Raw genomic sequence first — 26,510 nt, 5'->3', positions numbered from 1 at the left:
GGATCCTTTGTACATTGCGGCTTGAAGGCGCTGTCAATTTCTTCTGATAATCAACCTTCTACTCACTGATGTTTCAAACCTAGGCATCCAGCTCCATGTAATCAAAGTAGTCGAAGTCCGCATGCAGGCGCGTTCCTCTCAAATCCTGTGCGCACAGCCCGACGAATGCGCCGGTAAAGGATAATTTACGTTGGTAGCTGTCGGCAAGATTTCCGGAGTATAGCGTCGGACCGATATGCTGCCACTCTTGATCATCTGTACGATAAAAGAATTGAATCTTATCGAAATTCATTGCTGCTTTGAGCTGTATGCGCTCCCCTTTAGGAATCGGTACATAAGCCTCTAGTTCATCATACTGCCCCTGATCGCTAACGATGATCGCCAGGTGTTTGCCGAGCTGTTCATCATGGGAGATACGCAGATAGTAATGATCGGACTCATCATAATAGAGCACAAGACCGGCCATTTGGGTAAAAGCTTCTGGTTCGAACGCCATGCTTGTCACCATCTCGCACCGGAAGCTTTGAATGCGTCTTGCCACGAGGCTTTGGTTGTGCAAGGAGGTAAGTGACTCTCTTCCCTTCAGTCTCAAGAAGCCAGGAGACTCGGTTAAGCTTAACCATGACTCGTCAGTCGGGACGCGAAGTGTGTGCCAATGCACGCTTAGCTTCGTTTCGTCAAAATCATCGCGGATCGGGTCCGGCGCAAACGGGTGTGGCGTCAGCTTCGTCTCAGGAATATGCAACTGTGGCTGCTTACCGCCTGCGGCCAGCTGCAGCCAGCCGTCAGGCGTCCATGCTACTTTTTGAAGGGAGGTTTCTCTCCCTAACGGACTGAGCTTATTGCCGTCCGGCAGGGGACGGGAACAAATAAACACCATGTACCAATCCCCGAGCTGCGTTTCCACCAAGGAACCGTGGCCTGCGTTTTGTAGAGGATGCTCTGGCGTATTTCTTGTCGTGATAATCGGGTATTCCGGATCAACTTCATAAGGACCGTCAACGGAAGTGGCGCGCATGAGGGTTGCGGCGTGCATTGGCCCCGTTCCCCCTTCGGCTACCAGCAAATAGTAGTACCCATCCTTCTTATACACCATTGGCCCTTCCGTAACTCCCAAATCTGTACCTTTGGTAATTAGCTTAATCTCACCGATCAGTTTGCCTTCAGCCAAACAGAACTCCTGCATGACGATGCCTGCGAATCTATTTTTGTTTTTGCGAAAATCCCACTGCATATTAAACAGATACTTGCGGCCATCCGTGTCGTGAAATAGAAAATGATCGAAACCGCTGGCATTCAGGTAGATCGGCTCTGACCACGGCCCTTCAATTGTAGGCGCCGTCACGATATAGTTGTGCAGATCTTTATATACGCCTTTTCTGCCTACTACATTCGTAAAGCACAGATAATAGGTGCCGTTGTCGTAGCTTAAGGAGGGTGCCCATATGCCGCCTGAGCTAGGCACACCGCGCAGATCCAGCTGGCTTACACGATCCAACGGACGCGTCAAAGGTCGCCAATTCATTAAATCTTTAGAATGGTGAATGAGCACCCCAGGGAACCATTCGAAGGTGGACGTTGCAATATAGTAATCATCTTCAACCCGAATGATCGACGCATCAGGGTTGAAGCCACGCAGAATAGGATTTTGAATCATAATGTGGTACTCCTTGTCGTATTAGTTTGAACTTACCAGAGATACAAATCGTTCCCTTTAAGCTTGAAAATCGCTTCCAAGAAATAGTAATCGCCATAAATAATTGCGTGATGATGGTTGACCGAATGATAGGCAGCTGAACCGTATTGAATGATGCAATCATTATCCGTCGACCAATCGTTGCGAGAGCTATCCAGCGTTTTGAGCAGCTTCAGCGCAGCGCCCAGATACAAATCCTTTTCATGCTCGAGGGCGACTTTCGCGATTTCAATCAAACCGCATGCTGCAATCGTAGCAGCCGTATCATCCTCGCGTTTCGGTTCTTTTGGCTGTCTAAAATCAACCAGAATCACACTATCCGCAGGAATGTTCGCGATAAAATAGTTGGCAATCCGTTTCGCGGTTTGCAAATAATCATCCTTTTGCGTATGAATATAGCTCATCATGTACCCGTACAGCGCCCATGTCTGTCCTCTCGTCCAGGAGGATCCTTCCTCATAGCCTTGTCCGCCATACGTTCGGACCACGCCGCCTTCAAAAGGATCAAATTCCACAATGTGGTTGACAGACCCATCCGGGCGGACAAACGCCGTCATCGCCGTATCGGCATGCTTCATCGCGATTTGCTTGAACCGCGGATCGCCGGTTTCTTCCGAAGCCCAATACAGCAGCGGAATATTGAACATGCAGTCGATAATCGCCCAGCCTCTTGTATCGGAGCCCTCCAAATCGTTCCAAGCGCGAATAAAGCCGCCTGCCAAATTAAAGCGCCCTGCTAGCAGATTAGCTGCATGCAGCGCTCTTTTACGAGATTCTGGATTTTGCGTCACTTTATAATTCGCTACACTGGTCGGCAGCCACATAAATCCGACATCATGATGCAAGCCGTAAAATTCATCAAAGCAGCGATCTAATTCTTTTTCAGAGATTTGCGCAATTTCTTTATATTTCTCGTTGCGAGTTTCATGATACATGAGCCACATCATGCCGCCCCAGAAGCCGTTGGTCCACCAGTTAATCTCATCGGTAACAGTGCCTGTAGGATTATCCACAATGCGGTTGTCATGTGTACCGTTAATTGTCGTGTACGGTATTTTATGTTTGGATTTCTCGCTGACCCAATCCATTTTCGTTGAAATCCTGTCGATGACTTCATTCAGCCATTCTTGATCCTGCCCTTTTAACATAATTTTGTGCCCACTTTCCTTATTAAGATTTACTGATTACTTCAGCTGCTCCAAAAAAGCTTGCAACTCCTGGTTAAATTCCTCTGGCGTCTCCATATTGGAGAAATGGCCTGCGTCCTTCAGGTTCACACAATCGGCATGCGGCATGCAATCAAGCAGTTTCTGTGCGGAGCGATGAGCCCCTTCAAAATCATGTGCTCCGTTAACCACAAAAGCAGGAGTGGTGCGGATGTTGGAAAGACGAGGAAGCAGCCCATCCCCTAGCAGACTTTCCGACTCCCGTTGTGTATGCTGAATCGCCGTCCAGTCGCAGATCATTTCCCATAATCGACTTCTGTAGCCATTATGGTCCGGACCACAGCCTTGAAGCAGACGTTCATACCATTCTCGTTTGTAGCTAGCCACATCGGTTACCAATGGAACAGGATCAGACGATTTCGAGTCTGGTATGGCCCCGCTAGCAACCGTCACCGAGTGGACATTCTCCGGATATAAAGCCAAATAGTCCAATGCTACAAAGGAGCCGAGTGAAAGTCCAACCAAATGGACTGCCCCTATATCTAACCGCTGAAGCAGAAAATGCAAATCCTCCGCATGCATATAGTCGTGTCCTTCCATAGGCAATGAAGATCTGCCATAGCCCCTCATATCGTAGCAAAGGACCGGAAAACTCTTGTTAAAATGCTTGATTTGAGGCTCCCACATTCTGCAGTCTACGGAATGGCCGTGGATAAATACCAGGACTTCACCTTCTCCCGGACTACCTAGATATTCATAATAAAGGCGCATACTGCCTTCCTCTAACAACTTCCCGCTTGTAAACTTACCGTGTATCATTCGGTGTGCTCCCTCCTCAACAGAGCTCCGCTCTCATTGGTCTCTCTTACCTCCACGGCTATACAGGCACCATCACCTTCCATGTCCGTCACAAGAACCGTCTGAACTCTTCCAGCCGCTAATTCAATCCGGATTTCATCGGGAGAACATGCCGCCGCTCTGACGATCATAGGCTTGTCTTGATAAGGTTCTATTACGGTAACAAACCTTGCCGTTTTCCCGACACTACGAGCACTTAGCATTTTACGTCTATCGGTTTCGTCTCCTAGGGGGTAATCACCGCCGATGGAGGCAACAAAGCGAGACACCTTGACGCCGGTTAAATCCACGGTTATGACACCTTCGTGATCCGTGTCCATCGGGTTTGCCGGGATTGCACGATCAAACCGTTTGGAGGCAATCTTTACCGGCCCACCGAAATAATCCACTCCTACGCCATTGCCAGGATCAGTATTCACCATCTTGAGAGGTAAATCTGCAAGGTATAGCCGGTCACCCAATTCGGTTTCGAGATATGGATCTCCCCAAAACACGGTCTTCTCTGAGCTCTTCTTAACTCCGTGTTCGCCAGTTCCTTCCTCGGTTCTGACTTGAAGTTCCAAGGTACTGATCCCTTCTAACGAAAGTTTAAGATCCTCCCTGCCAAGTATCCAGGCTCCGAACCTACCTTCTGCCAATACTTCTCCATCTCCCCTGATTTCATAATGAAGCTGTTTCTCCACCTTGTAATATTCGGGATCGTTACCGACGATCATCTCCACTTGAAGAGGCCAAACCGTGTAATGGTCGATGGAAAGGGGACCGTCCTCGTTGTGGTCAGTCCGGTTTGCCCGGTTATCGTACCCTGGACCGAATCCCATCTCGAAATGAGCTTTGACGGGCCCTTGGATCTCATACCACTCGCAGTCGGTAATAAGCTGGGCACTTCCAAGTGGATCGGAATCAAATTGCTCCGTGTGTTTAATCAGCCTCTTTCCATCCGCTTCCAGACCGACAAGACCCTTACAATGGAATAAGCAATCGTAATCATGCTCCTCATCACCAGACATGTAATCGAAAAGAACGACATAGTCGTCCGTAACGACAGTCAAGCGACGCTGAAGCACTGGCTCCGTGAACCCGGTACGTTCCGAATACTCCGGTGCATTTTCGGGGATTGGCATGTAACGAGCCTCATTCCAGGTACGCTCCGCAAAGGTTTTATCCCCGTCCACCCTCCACCCGCCATAGGGAGGATAGGACCACTTAGCTTTGTTCTCCACTGCACAGGCCTGGAAGAGGCGACCGCTATGGAAGAGCATCCGTCTGCCTTCGGTGGGATCCTGCTGCTTCCGGTCAACCACAACCATATTATGGGTAAGGGAGGTTTGTACGTAAAACTTGTACATAAACGTATGATAGTTGTACCAGATGTTCTCCGGATTGTAGAAGCTTCGCCCGTACCGCATGACGGACAATAGACTCACTCTGTCATAATGGCCATGAGCACCGCCATGAGAGCCATATTTCACGACAGCTTGGATCTGTAAGTCCGGTGATCTGCCTTCCGTTTGGGAGCGGAGTACGGCCACACCAGAGTTGTCCGAATATGCAGAAGATAAATAAGGCTTGGATTTACTCGGTTCGAGATCCGGTACAGCGTACAAAAGATCTCGGTCCGCAAGGTCGCAGGTTAAGAGAATATTGGCATATTCAGGTTTTCTGTAGAGATAGTAAGCAAGATCAAAGCGTGCGTCCATATAACCCCTTGGGGAAATGCCAGGAAGCTTGGACTCCGCCGAGTCATTGATGCCGAACAGCACTCCCCGGTAATCTGCATAAGGAAGCAGACTGTCCCACAATTGGGTAATTGAACGGTAATTGGTTCGGCTCGGCCCCCAGATGTCTAAACAAAGCCCATCGATTTCCGGTTTGTCTCCCGGTGTAACCTGATCATGGTACTGTGCGGGAACCCACATGTCTGCGAGATTGATACCCCATGGTTTGCTGCTCTGAGTTATTTCGGAAAACAAGCCGGCTGCCATCAGATTATAGCCAACGGAGCATTCATACCACCAACCGTCGTCCAAGGTCCCCTTAGAAAGGTGGTCTGTATACCCTCCCGTTCCAAATAGGTACCTGTTCATCCGCTCATAATCTTGTAGGGCTTGGCTGCAATACAAGGCTCCGATCATCTCCGCCAAGGTCCAGTTGGATATGCCTCCGACGCATAATGCCCAATCGATCAGCTCCATAAAGAGCCGGAAGGATCGCTCTACATTCACATGGTCCTCTTTCGTAAGGAATCCAGAATCTGCAAGCAAGTCATAGACCACAGCTGTATGTTTGAAAAATTCCCCCTCATGGACCAGCTCCTGGTGGCAAGCTTTCCTTGTTACTGGATAACCTTTCTCAGGATCAACAGTCTTGCGAAGGAATGCTACCGCTTTCTCCGCTAGCTCCAGCCTGCCTGTAAGCTTCCAGGCAATAACCGCATTCTCTGCTTCGTGAGAATGATGAGTTTCGAACAAATAAGAGCCTTCATGTATATCGGGAACGGTCCAAAGATCTGCACGCCGTATGTACATGCCGAGCAGCTCGCAGGCCCATTCATGCTCCTGCACATTTCTGTGGACCGTCGCCCATTCGGCTGCCGTTAGCTTAATATAAGGGTGGGGGAGCTCACGCAATGTGGTCAATTCCAGCTTCTCCGACATTTCACCCCGGCCGCCCAGTACTACTGTAAGCTTCTGTACCTCATGCCCACCTGGTGCTACGCGGTCGGGAACCTCAACCAGAACTGATACCTCCAGTGACTCCCATGGTTTCAATATGTATTCAGCCGGCTCCACCCGGACAGACATCGTTTCCCATCCGTACCTCTCACAGATCCACGTGACCGGCTGATGCTCGCCTGTGCAATTATGAAGAATGACATCATACCGAGCTGTACTTTCGGCCGGGGCTGACTTCGAGAGTACGGGTGTTTGGACAAATAGGGCTGCTCTTCGTTTCAGCTGAATATGTTTGATGCGAACCGGCTCTTGGACATCATCGTTCTTCCAAACCATGGACAAACGGACGGAACGTACAAACTTCCATCTACCTGACAATGCCTTTTTGTCGTCAAATTGATGCAAAGGTAGAACGATCCGCTTCCCGTCTGTTCCTCCGTTCATAACCATACAACGGGAGCTTACGTATTCCACTTCTTCAGGCAAAGGACTCTTATTGCGCAATAATCCAATCTCCACTTTCAGTTCCAGCACTCGCATCCATGGAAGCTCCGCCTCCAGCTCAAGTCCATACCAATCCTGCAAATCCACACTGTAATCATTCCCACTGACAAACCCATGCTGAGTCCAATGATTATCCAAATGTACACCAGGATATTGTAGAGTGATCTCCTGACCGGGGGATAACATGAATCCCGTGTGTTCATTGTGAACCTGTTCCGTAGAAACCGAATACCTCGCTTCCCATTCCAACAGATTGATCACGGTTAACTTTTTGTCCATATCCACCATCACTTGATCATCACCCCTTACCTGATCCGGAGAACGAAATACGCTTGGCATAACCGTTTATGTCAAAATTTCCCTGATCTATGCCAAGGATCAGCTCCCCGTTGATTCGAAGATCAACAAAGCTAACTCCATCTACTATTCGATCGTTATCATAACCATAAATCCGATTCGGGTTAAGATTCGGCCCATTGTAGCTAATTTTCCGGAATGTGATATTTTCGATGGTAGAACCGGGTACCGGGTTATAGGCTTTATTCCATACCACACGAATATCAACCAACTGCCCTAATTCAAATTCCTCTACCCGGATGTTGTCATAGGTCACGTTCCGTATCGTATTCTTGTCTCCCGCATTAATCGCCATGGCTCCCCAATAATTCGTCTGCGGCTCATGATGCTCTAGAATATCGATGTTCTCAAAATGAATGTCTTCAATCACATCTCCGTTCCTCTGATGATCTCCATGGGTTCCAATCATCAGAGGATGGGCTACATCCGCCCAGAAAATAGAATTGCTCACGCGTATCCGGCGTGTATCCCCTCGGTAATCCCATCTAGACCCATATACCGCAATGCAATCATCGGACGTACGAAGAAACACGTCATGAATCTCGATCTCGGAGCTGGCCATCATATCGATGCCGTCGGACCAGCCGCGAGTGCTGAAAGATTTAAAGTTATGAATCCGAACCTTTTCCGACTTGCCGATATAAATGCTGTAATGAGGGGGATCCAACAGGATGATCCCCTCTACAGTAATGTTTTGCGAGAATATGATCCTGACGCCGCGAAATGCGGAAAACCGATGAAAATCTGACAAATACATAATCCCTCTACCGCGGATTATGATATTTTCAGCACGGTCACATACTAGTGATCCTACAAGAATTGCCCCACCGGCAATATAGACAGTTGTATTGGATGGAATTCTCATGATCGTTTCCTCTAAATAATGCATGCCGGGAGCAAAGTAAATCACTTTAGGCAGTTGGCCGCTTTTCACCGTTGGCGTTTTGGCTAGCCGGTAAATATCCTCCATCCTGTGAATGGCCGGGTTCAACATAAGAACATCGGGATCATCGGGGTGTGGCGCATCTTCCTCCAACGGGTTGGCAAATACATGCAGATTGCTGAAACGATCTCCATTTACCTCAATGGATAGCTTGCGTGGGCGGTCTAAAGTAAAAGTAATACAGTTCCCTTCACATCTAAAAGGAATTTCGGCTGATAATGGGCGGATCACCACCTGTTCCACATGATGTGTCACACATTCAACCTGTACTTCAACAGTTCCGTACATATCGAAATAAACCATGGAAGCCTGACGTACCTCATGCATGTCAACCTTCACTTCATAAACAAATAAATCACACCAAGATTCTCCAGGAATACGGACACGAATTTTAAAGTCATCGCGCCCCAATGCCCCTTTCGGTGCATCATAAACAATCAATCGGTTCATATACGCCTCCGGTTAGTTGGTTCTTTATGTCATTGATATTGCCAAACAATCCCGCATCCTGTTTAACGTGGGGGATTGACTTTACTCCATTGTATGCCTCTTCGCAATCGCAGAAAATGCTTCTTTTATAGTTGGTTATGTATGTTTCTTTGGAATGTCGCAAGAAGATAAATACAAATAAGGCAGTGAGTTCAGAGTCGGACCCTGAACAACCACTGCCTTTTTTTAAAAAATTAATTTTGACGTTTCTTCTTCTCCCATGCCTGATTCGCTTGAATCATCGCCTCATCCACCGAAATTTTTCCGGACAAACTATTCTGCACAATGGAGTAGAACTCATTCCGGAATCCTGGCGGAATCTGGTCGGCTCCCCAATATTGGTCCATGGAACGAAGCTTGATCATTCGGGGATTCCGTAGCAAATCCCCTACCTTCTTCATCAACTCCGAAGTCCTGTAGGTTACCGATTCCTTAGTGGATGGAAAGGCGCTTGCCGCTTCCAAGTATTTGGGGTACTCTTCCTCACTGTAGAAGAAGCGCAGGAACTGTTTGATATATTTCACCTTTTCCGGATCCATTGCAGCATTACTTGAAATGGACCACCCCGAAGGCTGTGGGAGTCCAATTATATGAAAGTCGCCATTTCGATCAGGAACAGGAAAGAAACCTATTTCAAAGTCGGGGTTGGCTTGTTCCAACTGCTTGAACATCCAAGGGCCCGACATTAGCATAGCTGCTTTTCCAGAAACCAGATAGCCAATCGTTTGATTATCGGAAATATTCATGTAGCTTGGCTCTACATAGCCATTTTTCCATAATCCTTGAAGTTCTTGAATGGCTGTAAGAGGACTGGTGTCCGTCCAATTGGTCTGACCGACTGAACGTTTGCGATTCCATTCCGTATCTTTGGCGTAAACATAATCCATCATAAAGTGATTGATCCAAAATCCCATATGCCACAAATCTTTACCGCCAACGACCAAGGGGGAAACACCGAAACTTTTGATTGTTTCACAAATCTCAAGGAACTCCTGATAGGTGGAAGGCTCACCCAAGCCCAACTGTTGAAAAAGCTTCTTATTGTAAATGATCCCTTGGGGCATCTCCGTATTTAGCGGGGCTGTATATACCTTCCCGTTTACTTGAGGGATCTTGTCAAAGAGGTACATGATGTCCTCAGGAAGCTCAGCCAACAATCCGGCATCGGCAAATATTTGTGTGTCTCGCATCTCTATCAAATCCGGGAACTCGTCCATGGCATCCAGCATCGCCAAGCTGTCGGCATAACCTTTGGCTTGATTTCTGTTATCAAGAACTTTGATTTGGACATTCAGATGCGACTTTTTGAAGTCATTGATGACGGTTTGAATCCCTTTCTGATGTGCGTTATCCCCCATTGCATAAGTAATAGAAATAGTTACCGGTGCTGGATTCATATCACCAACGAATGCACTCTCCTTCTCATCCTGACTTCCACATGCCGTAAGTCCCAAAGTAAGGAACAGGATTATGCAAATGAATTTCTCACGTATGCAGTTCATCCGTTTGAGTTCCTTTCAAATGTTTATAATCCTGCGGGAGTTGTCCGAACCACTTTCTGAACATCTCACTGAATAGACGGGCGCTATTGTAACCAACCTTTTCTGCAACCTCGTACACCATTAGGTTAGAATGAAGAAGTAACCGCCGTGCATGCTTCATTCGTACCTCCGTTAAATAATGCTTGAAGTTTTCATCCGTATGTTTCTTGAAGAATGTGCTGAAGTAAGATGGATTCATATAGATAAGGGCAGCTATCTTCTCCAAAGTAATATTCTCCGCATAATGCTCATCAATATACTCCTTCACCTGAGTAATTTGCATCTGTTCTTTGTTGCCTAATTTGACCTTTACAAGTAGATGAATCTCCGCAATAAGCTTATGAGTATATTCCTCCACCTCCGTGAAGTTACCAAAACCGTTAATGCGCTCCAACAGGACTTGAAATTGATCATTAAGGCCTTCTATGGCAATATCCATGTTTCTCAATTCCTGGCGGATCATCATAAGCATGGTATACACCGTGGAAACAGCGGTATGCTTATTACCGAATGCTTCTTGTTGGATAGCCTTCAATAATTCTGACAAAGCATTATAAAGAACGTCGCCCGACGAAGCTGTAACGATTTCATGAATAAAATTCAACTGCATTTCCGATACGCTGAGCTGCACGACCGAATCCATCGGTGCCGTCTGATACGGAATCACGTTTCCGGGTCCATGAAAATAAGCCCATTCCAACGCTTCCAGCGCTTGTTTGTAGGAAGTAACGGCTTGCTGGATATGACTAACCGCCCCTCCTACCCCAATAGTCATATTGAGCTTAAGGTAGCTTTTAACCTTGTCGCGAACTTCTTTGGCTGCTTGAAGCGGCATGTCGGAATGATCATTTAGGATTAAGAAACAAAAGGCATGCCCCTTACGGAAAAAGAAGCAATCCGAGTTGTTCTGCATAATCTCCCTCATCACATTCGTAATGGCGAAATCAATCAATTTCCGCTCCTGTTCCTGCCAACGCCCTTCATCCTCCAGGAGTTTTTTCCATTCCCCCACACAAACGGTTGCATTCTTCCTAGCCCTTAAGTTTACAGTTTCGCTCAAGGTTTGTCCTGCTTTCTCATCTCCGTCCATCAATCTGTCAAGCAGCTCCTCAATCGTTTTGTCACGGATGTTCCTCTCCAGATGTTCCAGTTTTTCACGTGTCCGTTCCTCTTCCGACGAATCCCTGATCAAAGAGACTGCTTTTTGGATGACCTGTTCCAGCTGTGCCGTATTAACGGGCTTAACAAGATAATCTAGCGCTCCGTATTTCAATGCATCCTGAGCATATGAGAATTCTTTGTAGGCGCTGATAAAGACAACCTTGGTTGTGCGTTCTGACGCTTCAATATGTCTTAACACGTCGATTCCGGATAAACCTGGCATGCAGATATCGCTTACAATTAAATCGGGCTCACAGGATTCCAGTAATGCCAGCAACTCATTCCCGTCACAGGCTGCACCCACAATTTCTATACCCAGTTCATCCCAGTCAATGATCATTCTCAAGCCTCTCAAAATAACCGGTTCATCATCTGCCAGTATCATCCTAATTTTGCTCATAATCCACCTCCAATTGTAAGGGAAGCAATATCCGGACAGAAGTTCCGATATGGGGTCTGCTCTCGATATCCAGGCCATATCGTTCGCCATATGCTGCTTTGATCCGTTCATGCACATTTTTGATGCCTATACCTCGAACGCTAGTTCCTGCGACATTGGCTAGGTGATCCTGCAAGGATTTCATTTTCTCTTGGTCCATCCCTAATCCATCGTCGTACACGGTAATCCCCATAACACCTTCATCAACCTTCTCTATTACAATCAGAACCGTTCCTTTACCACCTTTTGGACGAATACCATGGTGAACCGCATTTTCAACCAACGGCTGCAGTATCAACTTTAGCACCATCGCTTCCAGTAAAACCTGGTTTCGAAGCTCGACTTGAAGCGAAATCTGGTTATCAAAACGAACCTCGATCAGATGAAAATAATGGCGAAGGTGCTCCAACTCATGCTCCAGCTTAACGAATTCATCTCCATAATCGATCACATATTGAAGTTGATCCGATAACGAATGGATCATATCGCCGACCTTCCGGTCCCCATTCGCAATAGCACTCATTCTAATTACTTCCAATGTATTATACAGATAATGCGGCCGGATTTGACTTTTCAACGCATTCAATTCAGCCTGCTTCCGTTTGATTTCGTTAATATATGCCTCATTAATAAATTCCTTTAACCGTTCCACCATCCTGTTAAATCCGTTTGCCAGCCGTCCCATTTCATCTTTTCTCTTGATGTGGACGACATTATCTAAATTGCCGGATTCGATTTTGATCATATGGCGCATAAGGTGAAGAATTGGTTTTGTAAACATTCTGGAAAATAAGATTCCCATAATGAATAAAGCGACAAAACTTAGAATCGCTGCCAACCAGACACTCTTCTTCGTTCTGTTGATTGGCGAATATATCCCTTCCTTAGCAATTAACCCAACGACTTTTCCTTGAATAACCGGAATGGGTTCCGAAAAGATCATCATATCCCCACGGGATTTAATAGAAGTTTCATCGAATCTGCCCCCTATTCTATCCCGTCTGTTGGAATATAAGATGCTGTCATTTCCGTTGACAATATATATTTCATCCCGGCTTCCAAGCTTCGCTTGTTGAAGCAAGCCATCAAATACACCCACATCAATATCCAGATATAATGTACCGTACAAATTTATTGGGTTTCGAACGCCATTTGTCGTATCTATCCAGCTGCGTGCAAACGTCATGACCAGATCTTGCGAACCGTAATAAGTTTCCATGTGATAAGGGAAGATGGACAGTTTTTTGGGATTTGTCCGGATTTGATAATCCCACTCTATCGGGGGAAATGACACCAGTGGGTCCATCCGCTTATTTCCACGGGATTGCTGATAAACTGAACGGTCAGAAGCCTTAACAAACATAACATTTTGGATAAAACGGTCGCTGAATAATATGTTCTTCACAAAATCGTCCATAGCAGACGAGTTAACACCGTTCGGAAACATTAATGACTGTTCATTCATAAAAATTGAAGTCGGATCCGGTTTCGTGTACATCATTTTGGAGATGTCGTCGTAGCTGTTGAAGATGTCAGACGAATTATTGCTCATATACACCAACATCTGCTTGATATTGTTAACGGTATGCCGTTCAATTTGTCCAGTAAACTGGTAGAGGGAAAGAATACTGAGAACAAAGATTGGAATCATCCCTACAAAAAGAAAGGCCAATGAAAACTTAAAGAACAAGCTGTGCCAGAAATTGAATCGAAGCTTCATCATGCTCTCTCCCCAGTTACGCTTGATTTCATCTATATCTTACCCGAAATACCGACTTAGAAAAAGTATCTCTTACACCAGTTCAATATACATAGAACTAGAACACCCGGACCACATAGGGTCGGGTGTTCTATAGTATGAGAAGAATATTATTTTACAGTCTTATCAAGAAAATCCTGTGCTTGCTTAATAACCTCTGCGCGAACTTTCTCCAAGCCCATGTCACGCAATTCTTTGTTCAACTTCTCAGCGGCTTGACGCCAGTTCTTATCCAAACCGCTCTTCAGAATAGGATCAAGTGTCATACTCTTCGGTTGAATCTTGGCAATTTCCGACTTTACCGGCTCGGTGTTGAATGTAAATCCGGCCAACGGAAGCTTGTAATAGGTGTCTTGAAGTTTTTGGTAAGAAATCAGTTTAATAGCATCTTCGCTATTATCCGCATTTACACGGGATAAGGTTGGATTCCATGACAACTCGTAACCCTGGAAGGTATAGTTTGGTGTATTCGGTGTTGTTTTGTAATAGCCATCGCCGGATTTAGTCCAATGTGTGCCTTCGATACCAAGCTCGAACAGATCGTGATTGTCCTGACTGCTGAAGAGCCAATCCAGGAATTTCATCGTCCGATCCGCATTTTTGGAGGTTGTTGGGATAACTAGATTATTCCATGCCTTGTATTCAGTTCCAATTGCACCTTTTTCCCTATTCATCATCTTCGAGTTGTACACGAAGAATTCAACTTCTGCATTCGGAATCGCAGCTTTCGTCTTTTGACTTTTGCCGGCGAAATCGTTGATTGTTCCTTCATTAGCAGCTGTTTTACCGCTTTGGAACAGAGCACCTGGATCCTTCTCGTTCAGTACATCCTTCTGAACATAAGTGTTCCACTCGACTTTTTTGTCGTTACTGCCATAGAAGTAATCTGATTTGTTAAAAGGAGCCGGATATTTGGCGAATTCTTCAGCAGGATCGCCCAATGTTGTTGCACCAACCACCTTCTTGCCATCCTGTGACAGAATGACGTTGAATGTGGTTCCTGTTCCCGAGATTGCGTAAGGCTCACTTCGTACCTGAGTCATTTGCTCTTCAGGTCCGAACATCTTGAAGAATCCACGGTCGCCTTTCAAAGCAAGAGGTATCATTGATGGCTCGTTTTCCTTCACTTTGTCCAAATACTTCTTCAGATCATCATATGATTTAATGGGTTGCAGCCCATATTTCTCACGGAGATCCTTACGAATGTATATCACTTCTGTATCATAGAACATGTTGGTGATCGGTAAGGCATAGATATGGCCATTCACCTTACTAGCTTCCAAGAATTCATTCGAAAATGCTTTTTTGAGACCTGGATACTGGTCATTGTTGAAGTACTTGTCCAATTCCTGATAGAAGCCCTGGGATATATTCTGAGTTAAGTTCATCCACGGAGCATCGAACATCAGATCGACCGACTCACCAGCTGCCAATTTCAACTTTGATTTCGTCTTATGGTCGTTTGCAGGATTGAACTCAAACTCCAGCTTGGTATTCAATGAGTTCTTTGTCCGCTTTTCGTATTCAGCCAACACCTTATCCATATCTGCGGGCTTATCGCCAAAGAGCATCACTTTAAGTGTGACTGGATCTAGCGCCTTGACAGCTGAAGACGTGGTCGCTGCGCTAGGGGAAGCGCTGGAGCCTGTATCATTTTTATCCGATTTGGAGCATGCAGCCATTGCACTGACGAGCGATACAGATACGGCCAACGTGGTAATTACCTTTAATTTCCCTTTCACTTTTGTTTCCTCCCTTTTTTTGTTTGCTCATATATACTAAATCGTCAGGTGGACGAGTTTAGACGTCTTCAACCTTTGACAGACCCCACCATTAGCCCTTTTACAAAGTACTTTTGAAGAAAAGGATACAAGAAAATAATCGGACCGATTGTCACAACGGTTGTAGCCAAACGGATAGTCAGCGTAGGCGGCACATAATTAGGCAAGCTCACCATCGAAGACAACTCTTGTGCAAATTGGGTATTGCTCATGATGCGCATGATCAGATATTGCAGCGGCCAGAGATTCTCCTTCGAGATATACAACATAGCTTCGAACCATTTATTCCAGAAGGCCAGTGAGTAGAACAGCCCCACGGTGGCGATAGCCGGCATTGAAATCGGCAGGATGATCCGGAATAAAATGTAGATATCGTTCGCGCCGTCGATTTTAGCTGACTCTGCCAAGGATTCATCGATGGATTTAAAGAAATTCCGCATCAGGAACATATTCCAGGGACTTACCAGAGCAGGAATGATAAGCACCCAGATCGAATCCTGCCAGCCCAGATACTTACTGATTAAGAGATAATTAGCAACCAAGCCTCCGTGAAACAGCATGGTAAAATATACAAAGAAATTCATCATATTCCGATACTTTAGATGGCGAAGAGATAACGGATAGGCTAACGCACATGTAACCAACATGGCCAATACCGTGCCAACAACCGTGACGAAAATCGTAACCCCATAAGCACGGTATATCGTGTCATCTTTGAAAATAAGCTTGTATGCTTCCAACGTAAAATCCTTTGGCCATATGGAATAGCCCTCCTGAATAATTCTGGTTTCTGTGGAGAATGAGCTGCTGATTACAGATACAAAAGGGAACAGACAGTATAACGAAAACAAGGTTACGATGAAATAAATGAGATACTTAAGCAAACGGTCCGATAGACTTTCTTTAATGATCATATTCTACACCTGCTTTACTTTGTATAAATCTAATGTTAGAAAAGAGCGGATTCGGGACTGAGTTTCTTGGCTAGCTGGTTAACTGTAACGACGAGAATGAATCCCACCAGAGACTGAAAGAAACCAACAGCAGCAGCCATACTCATATCGCCCAAGTCCATAAGTGCACGGAATACATACGTATCAATGACGTCGGTTGTCGGATACAAGGCCACATTACGTCCAACCAATGCATAAATCATGCCGAAATCTCCGTAAAAAATTCCGCCTATAGCCAAGAGAACCATCAGAATTATAGTCGGCTTCAGAAGCGGAAGTGTAATAAACCGAATTTTATCCCACCGGGTTGCACCGTCAATGGATGCGGATTCATACACTTCTGGATTGATTCCGGTTATTGTAGCTAGATAAATAATGGAGCCAAAACCAGCTCCTTGCCATATCTTTAAAAGAACCAGAATCAGTGGCCAATAGCCAGGTTCACTGTATAACGATAAGGGGCTGATTCCGAACACGCCAAGGAATTTGTTGATCATGCCCGTATCTGCAGAAAACAACGAGACAGAAAACATAGCAATGACCGTCCAGGACAAAAAGTTCGGCAATGTAACCAAGGTTTGGCTGATACGTTTGAACCATTTCCCCGATATTTCGGAGAACATAACTGCTATCGCCACCGATGCAATTGTTCCGCAAAGGATAAACAGTGAGTTTAGAAACAGCGTATTAAAGATAACCTTTAACGTATCATTGGATTCGATGAAAAATCGGAAATTACGCAACCCTACAAACTCACTTCCAGTAATCCCTTTAATCGGATTGAAGTTTTGGAAAGCAATCACGATCCCGCCCATTGGCAAATAGGAAAATACAAAAATAACTAACATTCCGGGTAAAGCCATTAGATACAACAAATAATTTTTTTTCATTTCTTGGAGAAAACCTATTTTATTTTTTCGCTTTACGCTAGATTGAAGTGAAACACTACTCTCCATTTTGATAACCTCCTATGCTGTTGGGGATGACTTTTTTGTCTGTTTGATGGTTTCCCTCGTGTAATTCAACTATATCATCGACATTGAATTCCATGAATGCGTTATTCTTTAGGTCGATGTGCATATTTTTTTGGAGAAAATGCGCATGACATTTAAAATAATCACCTATGTTGTTCCTTTACGTTCGAATATAGTAATCGCATAGTTTAATAAAACAAAAATAAACCGGCACTCCTAACGGAGTCCCGGTCCTTATTCAACTTATCCAACCTCACTCAACCGCCCATCCCGAAAATACACAATCCGCTTCGCCTTCTGAGCAATGGCCTGATCATGCGTAATCAAGACAATCGTCCTTCCCTGCTCATTCAATCTTTTGAAAATATCCAAAATCTCTGTGCCTGTCTGGGAGTCCAGCGCCCCCGTAGGTTCATCTGCCAAAATGATCGACGGATCTCCTGCCAATGTTCGCGCAATAGCAACACGCTGCTGCTGTCCACCAGATAACTCCAATGGAAAATGCTTCTTGCGTTCCAGCAAGTCCACCGATTCAAGGGCATCTAAAACGAGTGGCTCTCTTTCCTTTTTGCTCAGTCCCCGATAAATCAAAGGCAACTCCACATTCTCAAAAGCATTTAATCTCGGCAGCAGGTTAAAACTCTGAAAAACAAATCCAATCTTCTGATTACGAATCTCAGCAAGCTGAGAATCCTTAAGCACGTTTATCGCTTCACCATCTAAGTCATAAATACCTTTATCAACAATATCCAAACACCCGATGATGTTCATTAGTGTGGATTTGCCGGAACCTGACGGTCCCATGATGGCCACGAACTCTCCATGATCAATATCTAACGAGACATCATCTAATGCTTTAATCGTTTCCTCGCCCATCATATAGTATTTACTGGCATTCTCGATATGGATTAACGTCATAACCTTCACCTCCATTACTTGCACATCGTCCAAATAAATGAAGTAACTGATTTATAACCGTTACCGTTTCGCCTTATAGAACTCATGATAAAGCTTCATCAGCGCCCGCTTCTCAATCCGCGACACATACGAGCGGCTGATACCCAGCTCTTTCGCAATCTCCCGCTGCGTCCGCTCTTCCCCGCCAAGTTCCAGACCAAACCGGCCAACGACGACTTCCTTCTCGCGATCGTCCAATATCTCCAGATTACGATAGATTTTACTCTTCTCTATCTTGAGCTGAACCTTATCTACGACATCGTCGGCCTCCGTGCCAAGGATGTCGATCAACGTAATCTCATTCCCCTCTTTGTCCGCGTCCGATGGGATCATGCAAGGACACATCTTTGCGCGTTTTCTTCAATGAACGCAGATGCATAAGGATCTCGTTCTCAATACAGCGAGCGGCGAACGTCGCGAGCTTGGTCCCTTTGTTCGGCGAAAATGACTCGATTGCTTTGATCAATCCGATCGTCCCGATGGAGATCAAATCTTCCAAATCTTCTCCTGTATTGTCGAATTTTTTGACATTGTGAACACGAAGCAACGTAAAATTCCTCAAGAAATTTTCCGGAAAAATGGCTTCAACAGCGATTCTGACTTCAAAAGTAATCGCAGCGCCAAGAATCCATCCAAATCATCTCTTTTAATTTCATATAGACATTTCATTTGCTAGGAGCGAATCCTCGACGAAAGTATTTTCATCTCCTCCCGATACTTCATAACCGTACGCCGCGAAATTTGAACACCTCCCTTATTGAGCAAGTCCGTCAGTTGTTGGTCAGATAAAGGCTGCGCCTTCACCTTTTGATCAATATATTTTTTGATTTTGGATCTAATTCTCTCGGCAGACGTGTCTTCACCATTCGAAGTGGACACACCGGAAGGAAAAATATATTTTAATGCATAGATTCCTTGTGGCGTTTGAATATATTTATTTTGAACAGCACGGCTCACCGTTGATTCATGAAGCCCAACTTGCACAGCAATCTCTTTAAAATTCATTGACTTGAGACTTGAAATGCCCTGATCGAAAAAAGCTATTTGCTCCTTCATAATCAATTCGATGACACGCCGCAGTGTTGATTTCCTTTGTCCTAAGCCCCACAGCAACTGCTGGCATCTTGTATCTGATTCCGCAAATAAAGAGATACATCGCCGGTCATATCCTTAGATAAATAGGAGCTGTATTGCTGTATTCTTCATTAACAACCACTTTAGGAAGATAAGCATCCATCATCATTAACACAAAGTCCCCATGTTCTTTCCGAATCACTGCGTCAGGTTTGATATAATGGGGTGCCTTCTGCTCAAACGCAAGCCCTGGCCGTGGATTTAAAGATCGGATATATGCCAAAGTATGTCGAAGCGTTTCAGTGGATATAAAAGGAAAAGCAGCACGCCTTGGATCAAGGACGAGCTGCTTTTTATAAAAATTCCTTTTTACATAGTGTTACGTGGCTCTGCTACCAGAGGATGCCCTTACGACTAAATCGCAGGCTATGTTGATTTTTTCGAACGGACTTTGAGGATGACGAATCCGATCAAGAAGTGCGGCAACGGAACGTTCGCCTAGCTGTTCTTTTTTGACATGCACGGTTGTCAACGGGACCTCAGCGCGTTGGCTTTCGTCGATATTGTCAAAACCTGTTAGGCAAATCTCCGAAGGTACACTTATTCCACGTTTCTTCAGAAGCGAAAGTGCCGATAATGCTATTTCATCATTGGCACATACCCAAGCAGTTGGCAAAGCCGCGCCCTTCGCAGCAAGGGAATCCAGTTTATCCTGCAATGTATGGTGGATGGCTTCCCTATCCGTACCGGATAAAAGCAGTTTGTCCCGAACAGGGTCAACAATAATAGCATGTTCCTCTAGAGCCTTTCGGAACCCAATCCACCTATCCATGAAACTCCTTGAAAACTGGGTATCCCCCAGAAACCAAAACGAGCGATGCCCCAATGCCAAGAGGTGACCGGTAATTAGCGCCATACTGTCGATATTCGAAGCAAATACAGAATCCGAAGGCACAAGTGAATCCTCATGATCCGTTAGCACAAACGGCAGATCAAGTCTTTGAATCTCCAGCAGCATGTTCGTGGAAACTTCACCGACACCGATTACTCCCAATAGACGATCAGGTTTCAGCACCATTTCGAAATGCTCGGCTGTTTGCTCGGTGATGATCAGCATACCTAACCCATATCGGGACAATGCCAGGCTAATTCCGTGGACGATTACACTCCAGAAGGCTGAGTCCATTGTTTGAAGCCTAACACTAGGCATCAAAATAGCTACAGTCCGCTTCTCCGAACCGTAATCCTCTGACGTCCATTCCCCTGTTTTATTCTTAGGTTTTTCACTTATTTCTGATGCTGCTTTTTGCTGTTTAAAATAGCCAAATTGAGTTGCCGCTTCAAATATCTTTTCTCTGGTTTTTGCACTCACGCCTTCTTTGCCGGCTAATGCCTTGGATACGGCATATTTCGAAAGTCCAACGGCATCGGCAATTTGCTGCATACTTACTTTCTTCTTCATGATGGCCCCTTTTAAATTCCTACTATTAAAGCTAATACTATCTGATTAAAATTAGGTTTACAAGTTATATTGTTAGCAAAATTTTCGTTGACTATCTATTTTTGTTAGTTTACAATTCAATTTGTTAGCTAACAAAATGAGGTGACCCCTTTGAATCCTGCTAGATTAAAACAGGAAATGTCCAATGAATTGGATCACATTTTACAATTTTGGATAAATAATGTGATTGACCGTCAGCACGGAGGTTTCTTTGGTCGTATTGACAGCGATATGACAGTCCATCTTGACGCTCCCAAAGGTTTGGTGCTGAATGCTCGTATCCTTTGGACTTTCGCACGAGCTTACCGGCATGAGCCAAAACTAGCCTATTTAAACATGGCTGACCGTGCACTCGATTACCTTGAAAAGTATTTTCGCGATTCTGAATTCCCCGGATACTTCTGGATGGTAGACAATACAGGAAATCCTCTTCAAACTAAGAAGCAGATTTATGGACAAGCCTTTTACCTTTACGCCTTGTCCGAATATATCCTTGCAACCGGACGCAATGATCTGTTGAGCTTAGCCGAGGAACTCTTTGAAATTATTGAGAAAAGCTTTGACCCTATCCATGGCGGATATATGGAGGCATATGCCCGCGATTGGTCCGAGGAAGGTGACCTTCGTCTTGGTGAACATGACCAGAACGATAAGAAGTCGATGAATACACTCCTTCATATCCTCGAGGCATATACCAACTATTACAAGGTTAGCAAGAGCCTTAAGCTGGTTCAGCAATTCCGCAGACTGATCATAGACACAATCGAACGTGTTATCGACATGGACAAAGGACATTTCCGACTCTTTTTCGACGAGGATTGGACCCCTAAATCGAGTCTAATATCGTATGGACACGACATTGAAGGAAGTTGGCTTCTCATGGAAGCTGCCGAAGCACTGGGAGATCCCGCTCTCATCGAACGTTCCAAGCAAGCCGCGCTGCGGATGGCCGAAGCCGTTTTGGAGGAAGGCGTGGATTCGGATGGGGCTATCATGTGGGAAGGTGATGCTAACCGTGTATTAGATACCGATAAACATTGGTGGGGCCAGGCCGAAGCTGTCGTGGGCTTCATCAATGCCTGGCAGTTGACCGGTGAAGAACGATATTGGAAGGCGGCAACTAATTGCTGGTTGTTTATCCGCGAGCATATCATCGATAAGCATAACGGTGAATGGTTCTGGAAGACGGATAAAAGCGGCAAACCCTCTCTCGCCGAATCGAAGGTTAATGAATGGAAATGCCCCTACCATAACAGCAGGGCTTGCTTCGAGATCATCGAACGATTGCATGCATACTAATTTATTCTCTATTTTGAAAGGTAGTGAGACAATGAGCACATTATTCGAACAACGCAAGCAAATCATCCAAGAACGCTACGAATCTCTTATCAACCGTAAAAATGAGCCGTTGTTTTCAGAAAATGGCATCTATGAGCGGTATACGAATCCGGTGTTGACCGCTGCGCATGCTCCGCTGATCTGGCGTTATGATTTCAATGCTGAGACAAATCCCTATTTTATGGAGAGAATCGGCGTTAATGCGGCATTTAATCCAGGATCCATCGAGTTGAATGGGAAATTTTATCTAGTCGCGCGCGTGGAAGGCAATGATCGCAAATCCTTCTTCGCTATCGCTGAGAGTGACAACGGGGTCGACAACTTCCGCTTCTGGGACCACCCTATAGTTATGCCCGAAACAGACGATCCGGACGTTAACGTCTACGATATGCGTCTTACCAAACACGAAGACGGATGGATCTACGGTGTATTCTGTACTGAGCGTAAAGATCCTGAGGCAGCTCGCGGAGACCTGTCCAGCGCCGTAGCACAAGCTGGTATCGCCCGGACGAAGGACTTGAAAACTTGGGAGCGCCTCCCAGATCTCAAGACCGGATCTGCTCAACAACGAAACGTGGTGCTGCACTCGGAATTTGTGGACGGCAAGTATGCTTTCTATACCCGTCCACAGGACGGATTTATCGATGCAGGTTCTGGCGGCGGTATCGGTTGGGGATTGTCCGAAAGCATGAACCCGGCTGTTGTGAAAGAAGAAACCATTATCGACCGGCGCTACTACCATACCATAAAGGAAGTCAAGAACGGCCAAGGCCCCGCTCCGATTAAAACGGAAAAAGGATGGCTCCACATTGCCCATGGCGTAAGGAATACCGCAGCCGGTCTACGGTATGTCGTTTATGCTTTCTTGACCGATCTTCATGATCCTTCCAAGCTGCTCCACTCTCCCGCCGGTCACCTGATTGCACCGGAAGGTGAAGAACGGATTGGCGATGTCTCTAATGTTGTGTTCATTAACGGTGTCATTGCCCGCGACAACGGGGATGTGTATCTCTATTACGCATCCTCTGACACACGCTGCCATGTAGCCACAACAACCATAGATAAGCTGCTTGACTTTGTTATGAACACGCCAGAGGACCCGCTTCGTTCTTATGCATCCGTGCAGCAGCGGATTAAGTTGATCAACAAAAATCTGGCTAAGAAATAATTATGAAAAAGAAGACTGACCTTGAAATTACCAAGTCAGTCTTCTTTTTCACTTCAAACCTTGATCATCTTAGGATTTTCATAATCACCCTCGTACCTTGCCCCAACCTGCTCTCCAATTGAAGACCGTATTCTGGACCATAATGGAGCTTTATTCGCTCATTAACATTTTGAAGCCCAATTCCTCCTTTAGAATCCTTATCATAAATAAGTTTGTCAAATCGGTCATTCATCTTATAGACGGTTTCCTTGCTCATCCCAACGCCATCATCACTTAAAACAAAATACGTATCAATACCAAGATTATAGGCAGAGATACTGATTTCACCGGGACCGTCACGCTTCTCAAGACCATGGTAAATGGAGTTTTCCACAACAGGCTGCAGGATAAGCTTTAGCATAGGAAGCCGCTTAATGTGATCCGGAACATCCAGCTTTAAAGTAAATTTATCGTTAAACCGCATGTTTTGAAGAAACAGATAATGTTCCAAATGTTCCAACTCGGATGCAACCGTACCGACTTCAACGCCTTTCGTGAGGCTATAACGAAGCATCTGGCCAAGATTATACGTCATAGCTGATACATGGTCGTCATCGTTCAGCTCCGCCATCATTCTGATCGTTTCTAACGTGTTATAAATGAAATGCGGGTTAATCTGGCTCTGAAGGGCGCGCATTTCAGCTTCCTTCTTCCGAAGCCGGCCGTCCGCAACTTCTCCGATAAGCCCGTCTATCCGTTCCAACATTTGATTAAAATGTTTGCCTAACAGCCCCACTTCATCTGCATATCTGACATGAAGCCGCACCTTCATATTGCCGCTTTGCACTTGCTTCATGATCTTAGATATTTTGCTAAGCGGGTTAGTTAAGAAATAAGTAATAATAATAGAGACGATAAGAGCAAAGCCGGTTATGCCAATGGTGACGAGTATCGTTACATTCCGGGTTAATGTTGCCTTAGCCGTGACTTCTTTGACCGGAATAAAGGCAAGCATCTTCCAGTCTGATTTCGAAGAAGTTGTATACGTACAAATATACTCGATACCGTCCAAAGTTACGGCAAAACTTCCGTGTTCACCTACGACCTTGGAAAAGAAGTCCCAAATTTCAGCACTCTGTGTGATGAACGTCCTGTCGCTGTCATACACGACATGATTCTGCTGATCCAGAATCATCGACTTTCCTTTCGTAATGCTGTCCAATTCTTGTATCGTTTTGGCCACAACACTCACAGAAGTGTCAAACACAATCATGCCGATGGGGACAATGGAGGCAGCATCCCTGATTTCCCTGACTACAGAAAAAACATAATCTTTATTGCCCGAAGAATAGGCAACCTCTTGCGTAGATAGCAGAACAGGCAGCCCGTCAGCTTCCTTCGCCAATTTTCTCCAGTATGGAATTTTATCGCGGATATCTTGACGCACCCCATCTGTCTTGAGGTTATAATACAGCTCATCATAATTATCAATGATATAAACGGAAGTCGTATCCTGCTTAATATTGTTAATACTTAAAATGTTATGCTCCACACTACGCATCTTATCAATACTTTGTCCTGGTTCTGTCAGTTTCACCTGCATATCCGTCATGAATAAGGGGAGCGCTGAGATTCGTTTGATATCCAAAATATAATCATCCAGCTTATCGAGCAGCTCGGAAGTCGTCCCAAGAACATAAGTCTGCGTATTTTCTTGCATGGACTTCGAGTAATATTGGAATGAAATGTAGCTCGTTAGCATGAGGGGTAAAGTAATCAGGAAAACAAATATAATGATCAACTTTTTTTTCATGCTGCTATTTGCAAATGACAGCCAGACCTTCAAACAAATGTTTTTCAAGTATGCCAAATAGGATTCCCCCTTACTGCCTATGGGCTGATATTCAAGGAATGGCGGGCTTGCGTCCATTGCTGATTGTACTTATTTAACACCTCGGTAGGGTTGCCAAGTATATATTCCTGCACAAGGGCGGGCATTTCTAATTGAGCCTTATTCAGAATTTGGCTCAATCGATCCGAATCCTTCACAACATTCACATATTCCGGATGATAGGAATCCATTTCTAATAGCTGCGGTAATTCCGGTTTTCTCTCCTTTAATGCAGGAATAAATCCGGAATAATTCTCATATCCGGATTCTTCAACCATCCATTTAATAAAGACTTTAGCCGCCGCTGCGTGCTTGCTGTTTTTGCCCACTGTATAATAACGATCCGGATATTGCGTCACTCTGAACTTGCCCGAATTATCTGCAGGAAAAGGGAAAAAACCAATATCCTCCGATTTCGCACCATTTTCGATAATTTGTTTAATTGCCCAATTCCCTGTCAACATCATTCCGATTTTGCCCACTGCCAATTCCTTTTTCGACCCCTCCCAGTTGGTGTCATTCAGATTCGGCTCCAAATATCCTCGATCATACAAGGTTTTGATGATGGACATCGAGGAAACATAGGGATTATTCGATTGGAAAGGAGCGCCGGATGCGGCCAAGTCGTTCTTGGTCTCAGCGTCGCCTGCTAAGATAATAGGAACATCGTTGGACCAAACCTGAAGAGGCCAACGATCCTTAAAGTTGGATGCAAACGCTACGACACCACTTCTCTTTAATTTATCGCATGTTTCGTAAAATGCCTCTAACGTCTTGGGAACTTCAAGGATTCCGGCTCTTTCAAATGCTCTTTTATTATAAACAACACCACTAACCGCAACCCCGGATGGAATGCCATAGGTCTCTCCCTGGTAAGTCTTGAAATCCTGGAAATGCAGTTCACCTCGTAGATCTATATCCCCTAAAGGAACAAAAAATTTTGCCAAATCCGAATTCGGGATGGAAGGGATCAATAAAACATCCGGCGTTTCCCCCGAGGCCAAACGAATTTTAATATTTTTATCATAATCGCGCAGCGCCTCGAATTGAACAGAAATCGTCGGATATTTCTCGTGAAAACGTGTTGCGTATTCCTTGTACTGTTTATCAATCATATCTGTCCGATTCGTAACAATCGTAATGGTACCGCTCATTTGCGGGTTATTGTTAGCCGTTTTATCTGAAAACGAGATATCATTTGAATGAGTTCCTGTACATCCGGATATCACCAAAGCCGCAATCACCAAAATACTGACTGGACGGATCCTATTTATCTGCATTTTTCTACTTCTCCTTCCGGGTTACT

19 protein-coding genes and 1 pseudogene are annotated in these 26,510 nt (G+C 45.1%); 2 read left to right on the top strand and 18 right to left on the bottom strand.

What is annotated here, in order from left to right:
• Positions 1-79 precede the first annotated feature (79 nt).
• The 16 genes and pseudogenes from NYR53_RS10120 to NYR53_RS10050 form a co-directional block, all read right to left on the bottom strand.
• Complete coding sequence (locus tag NYR53_RS10120; protein WP_261305047.1) at positions 80-1,657, bottom strand: glycoside hydrolase family 43 protein; 1,578 nt, start codon at positions 1,655-1,657, stop codon at positions 80-82.
• A gap of 32 nt (positions 1,658-1,689) precedes the next feature.
• A complete protein-coding gene (locus NYR53_RS10115; protein ID WP_261305046.1) occupies positions 1,690-2,844 on the bottom strand; it encodes a glycoside hydrolase family 88 protein in 1,155 nt (384 codons plus the stop codon).
• A 36-nt stretch (positions 2,845-2,880) separates the two neighbouring features.
• Positions 2,881-3,681, bottom strand: coding sequence for an alpha/beta fold hydrolase (locus NYR53_RS10110; protein ID WP_261305045.1), 801 nt, complete (start codon positions 3,679-3,681; stop codon positions 2,881-2,883).
• Positions 3,678-7,238: a COG1470 family protein gene (locus tag NYR53_RS10105; protein ID WP_261305044.1), complete on the bottom strand. Its 3,561-nt coding sequence runs from the start codon at positions 7,236-7,238 to the stop codon at positions 3,678-3,680. Before NYR53_RS10105 ends, NYR53_RS10110 begins: the two co-directional genes overlap by 4 nt.
• Complete coding sequence (locus tag NYR53_RS10100) at positions 7,198-8,649, bottom strand: glycosyl hydrolase family 28 protein (RefSeq protein ID WP_261305043.1); 1,452 nt, start codon at positions 8,647-8,649, stop codon at positions 7,198-7,200. The genes NYR53_RS10105 and NYR53_RS10100 overlap by 41 nt, the downstream gene beginning before the upstream one ends.
• A gap of 233 nt (positions 8,650-8,882) precedes the next feature.
• Entirely contained in the window at positions 8,883-10,190 is a 1,308-nt protein-coding gene (locus NYR53_RS10095; RefSeq protein ID WP_261305042.1) for an ABC transporter substrate-binding protein, read from the bottom strand.
• A complete protein-coding gene (locus NYR53_RS10090) occupies positions 10,174-11,790 on the bottom strand; it encodes a response regulator (RefSeq protein WP_261305041.1) in 1,617 nt (538 codons plus the stop codon). The genes NYR53_RS10095 and NYR53_RS10090 overlap by 17 nt, the downstream gene beginning before the upstream one ends.
• Complete coding sequence (locus tag NYR53_RS10085; RefSeq protein WP_261305040.1) at positions 11,777-13,552, bottom strand: sensor histidine kinase; 1,776 nt, start codon at positions 13,550-13,552, stop codon at positions 11,777-11,779. Before NYR53_RS10085 ends, NYR53_RS10090 begins: the two co-directional genes overlap by 14 nt.
• A 146-nt stretch (positions 13,553-13,698) precedes the next feature.
• On the bottom strand, positions 13,699-15,330 hold the full coding sequence (locus tag NYR53_RS10080; RefSeq protein WP_261305039.1) for an extracellular solute-binding protein: 1,632 nt from the start codon (positions 15,328-15,330) through the stop codon (positions 13,699-13,701).
• Between the two features lie 68 nt (positions 15,331-15,398).
• Complete coding sequence (locus NYR53_RS10075; RefSeq protein ID WP_261305038.1) at positions 15,399-16,283, bottom strand: carbohydrate ABC transporter permease; 885 nt, start codon at positions 16,281-16,283, stop codon at positions 15,399-15,401.
• A gap of 35 nt (positions 16,284-16,318) precedes the next feature.
• Entirely contained in the window at positions 16,319-17,278 is a 960-nt protein-coding gene (locus NYR53_RS10070; protein WP_261305037.1) for an ABC transporter permease, read from the bottom strand.
• A gap of 261 nt (positions 17,279-17,539) precedes the next feature.
• Positions 17,540-18,214 carry an ABC transporter ATP-binding protein gene (locus NYR53_RS10065; RefSeq protein WP_261305036.1) on the bottom strand — a complete coding sequence of 225 codons (675 nt, stop codon included), beginning with the start codon at positions 18,212-18,214 and terminating at the stop codon, positions 17,540-17,542.
• Between the two features lie 60 nt (positions 18,215-18,274).
• Positions 18,275-18,797, bottom strand: a pseudogene (gene sigK / locus NYR53_RS10060) (RNA polymerase sporulation sigma factor SigK); the annotation flags it as partial.
• A 128-nt stretch (positions 18,798-18,925) separates the two neighbouring features.
• On the bottom strand, positions 18,926-19,405 hold the full coding sequence (locus tag NYR53_RS10055; RefSeq protein ID WP_261306315.1) for an RNA polymerase factor sigma-54: 480 nt from the start codon (positions 19,403-19,405) through the stop codon (positions 18,926-18,928).
• 10 nt (positions 19,406-19,415) lie between these two features.
• Positions 19,416-19,637, bottom strand: a complete 222-nt coding sequence (locus NYR53_RS34420; protein WP_367618664.1) for an RNA polymerase factor sigma-54 — start codon at positions 19,635-19,637, stop codon at positions 19,416-19,418.
• Positions 19,638-19,706: 69 nt separating this feature from the next.
• The gene (locus tag NYR53_RS10050; protein ID WP_261305035.1) at positions 19,707-20,789 is read right to left on the bottom strand and encodes a LacI family DNA-binding transcriptional regulator; all 1,083 of its coding nucleotides are present in this window, start codon (positions 20,787-20,789) and stop codon (positions 19,707-19,709) included.
• Positions 20,790-20,930: 141 nt separating this feature from the next.
• Between NYR53_RS10050 and NYR53_RS10045 the strand changes: the two genes are divergently transcribed.
• Entirely contained in the window at positions 20,931-22,127 is a 1,197-nt protein-coding gene (locus NYR53_RS10045; protein ID WP_437180138.1) for an AGE family epimerase/isomerase, read from the top strand.
• Between the two features lie 31 nt (positions 22,128-22,158).
• Positions 22,159-23,334, top strand: coding sequence for a glycoside hydrolase family 130 protein (locus NYR53_RS10040; protein ID WP_261305033.1), 1,176 nt, complete (start codon positions 22,159-22,161; stop codon positions 23,332-23,334).
• Between the two features lie 64 nt (positions 23,335-23,398).
• Here the strand turns inward: NYR53_RS10040 and NYR53_RS10035 are convergent, their stop codons facing one another.
• Both NYR53_RS10035 and NYR53_RS10030 read right to left on the bottom strand, forming a co-directional pair.
• Entirely contained in the window at positions 23,399-25,126 is a 1,728-nt protein-coding gene (locus NYR53_RS10035; RefSeq protein WP_261305032.1) for a sensor histidine kinase, read from the bottom strand.
• A gap of 77 nt (positions 25,127-25,203) precedes the next feature.
• A complete protein-coding gene (locus NYR53_RS10030) occupies positions 25,204-26,484 on the bottom strand; it encodes an ABC transporter substrate-binding protein (RefSeq protein WP_261305031.1) in 1,281 nt (426 codons plus the stop codon).
• Positions 26,485-26,510 lie beyond the last annotated feature (26 nt).

This window comes from Paenibacillus andongensis, assembly GCF_025369935.1.
In the GTDB taxonomy this organism is placed as follows: Bacteria; Bacillota; Bacilli; order Paenibacillales; family NBRC-103111; genus Paenibacillus_E; species Paenibacillus_E andongensis.
Note: the sequence above shows the minus strand (reverse complement) of the source record. Positions and strands in the feature narration are given on the sequence as shown.

Bases quoted from the DNA above. Each gene is read 5' to 3' on its own strand.
- NYR53_RS10120 (WP_261305047.1), bottom strand. From the start codon at position 1,657: ATGATTCAAAATCCTATTCTGCGTGGCTTCAACCCTGATGCGTCGATC.
- NYR53_RS10065 (WP_261305036.1), bottom strand. From the start codon at position 18,214: ATGACGTTAATCCATATCGAGAATGCCAGTAAATACTATATGATGGGC.
- NYR53_RS10050 (WP_261305035.1), bottom strand. From the start codon at position 20,789: ATGAAGAAGAAAGTAAGTATGCAGCAAATTGCCGATGCCGTTGGACTT.
- NYR53_RS10030 (WP_261305031.1), bottom strand. From the start codon at position 26,484: ATGCAGATAAATAGGATCCGTCCAGTCAGTATTTTGGTGATTGCGGCT.
- NYR53_RS10075 (WP_261305038.1), bottom strand. From the start codon at position 16,283: ATGATCATTAAAGAAAGTCTATCGGACCGTTTGCTTAAGTATCTCATT.
- NYR53_RS10100 (WP_261305043.1), bottom strand. From the start codon at position 8,649: ATGAACCGATTGATTGTTTATGATGCACCGAAAGGGGCATTGGGGCGC.
- NYR53_RS10085 (WP_261305040.1), bottom strand. From the start codon at position 13,552: ATGATGAAGCTTCGATTCAATTTCTGGCACAGCTTGTTCTTTAAGTTT.
- NYR53_RS10070 (WP_261305037.1), bottom strand. From the start codon at position 17,278: ATGGAGAGTAGTGTTTCACTTCAATCTAGCGTAAAGCGAAAAAATAAA.
- NYR53_RS10115 (WP_261305046.1), bottom strand. From the start codon at position 2,844: ATGTTAAAAGGGCAGGATCAAGAATGGCTGAATGAAGTCATCGACAGG.
- NYR53_RS10040 (WP_261305033.1), top strand. From the start codon at position 22,159: ATGAGCACATTATTCGAACAACGCAAGCAAATCATCCAAGAACGCTAC.
- NYR53_RS10110 (WP_261305045.1), bottom strand. From the start codon at position 3,681: ATGATACACGGTAAGTTTACAAGCGGGAAGTTGTTAGAGGAAGGCAGT.
- NYR53_RS10090 (WP_261305041.1), bottom strand. From the start codon at position 11,790: ATGAGCAAAATTAGGATGATACTGGCAGATGATGAACCGGTTATTTTG.
- NYR53_RS10105 (WP_261305044.1), bottom strand. From the start codon at position 7,238: ATGCCAAGCGTATTTCGTTCTCCGGATCAGGTAAGGGGTGATGATCAA.
- NYR53_RS10035 (WP_261305032.1), bottom strand. From the start codon at position 25,126: ATGAAAAAAAAGTTGATCATTATATTTGTTTTCCTGATTACTTTACCC.
- NYR53_RS10095 (WP_261305042.1), bottom strand. From the start codon at position 10,190: ATGAACTGCATACGTGAGAAATTCATTTGCATAATCCTGTTCCTTACT.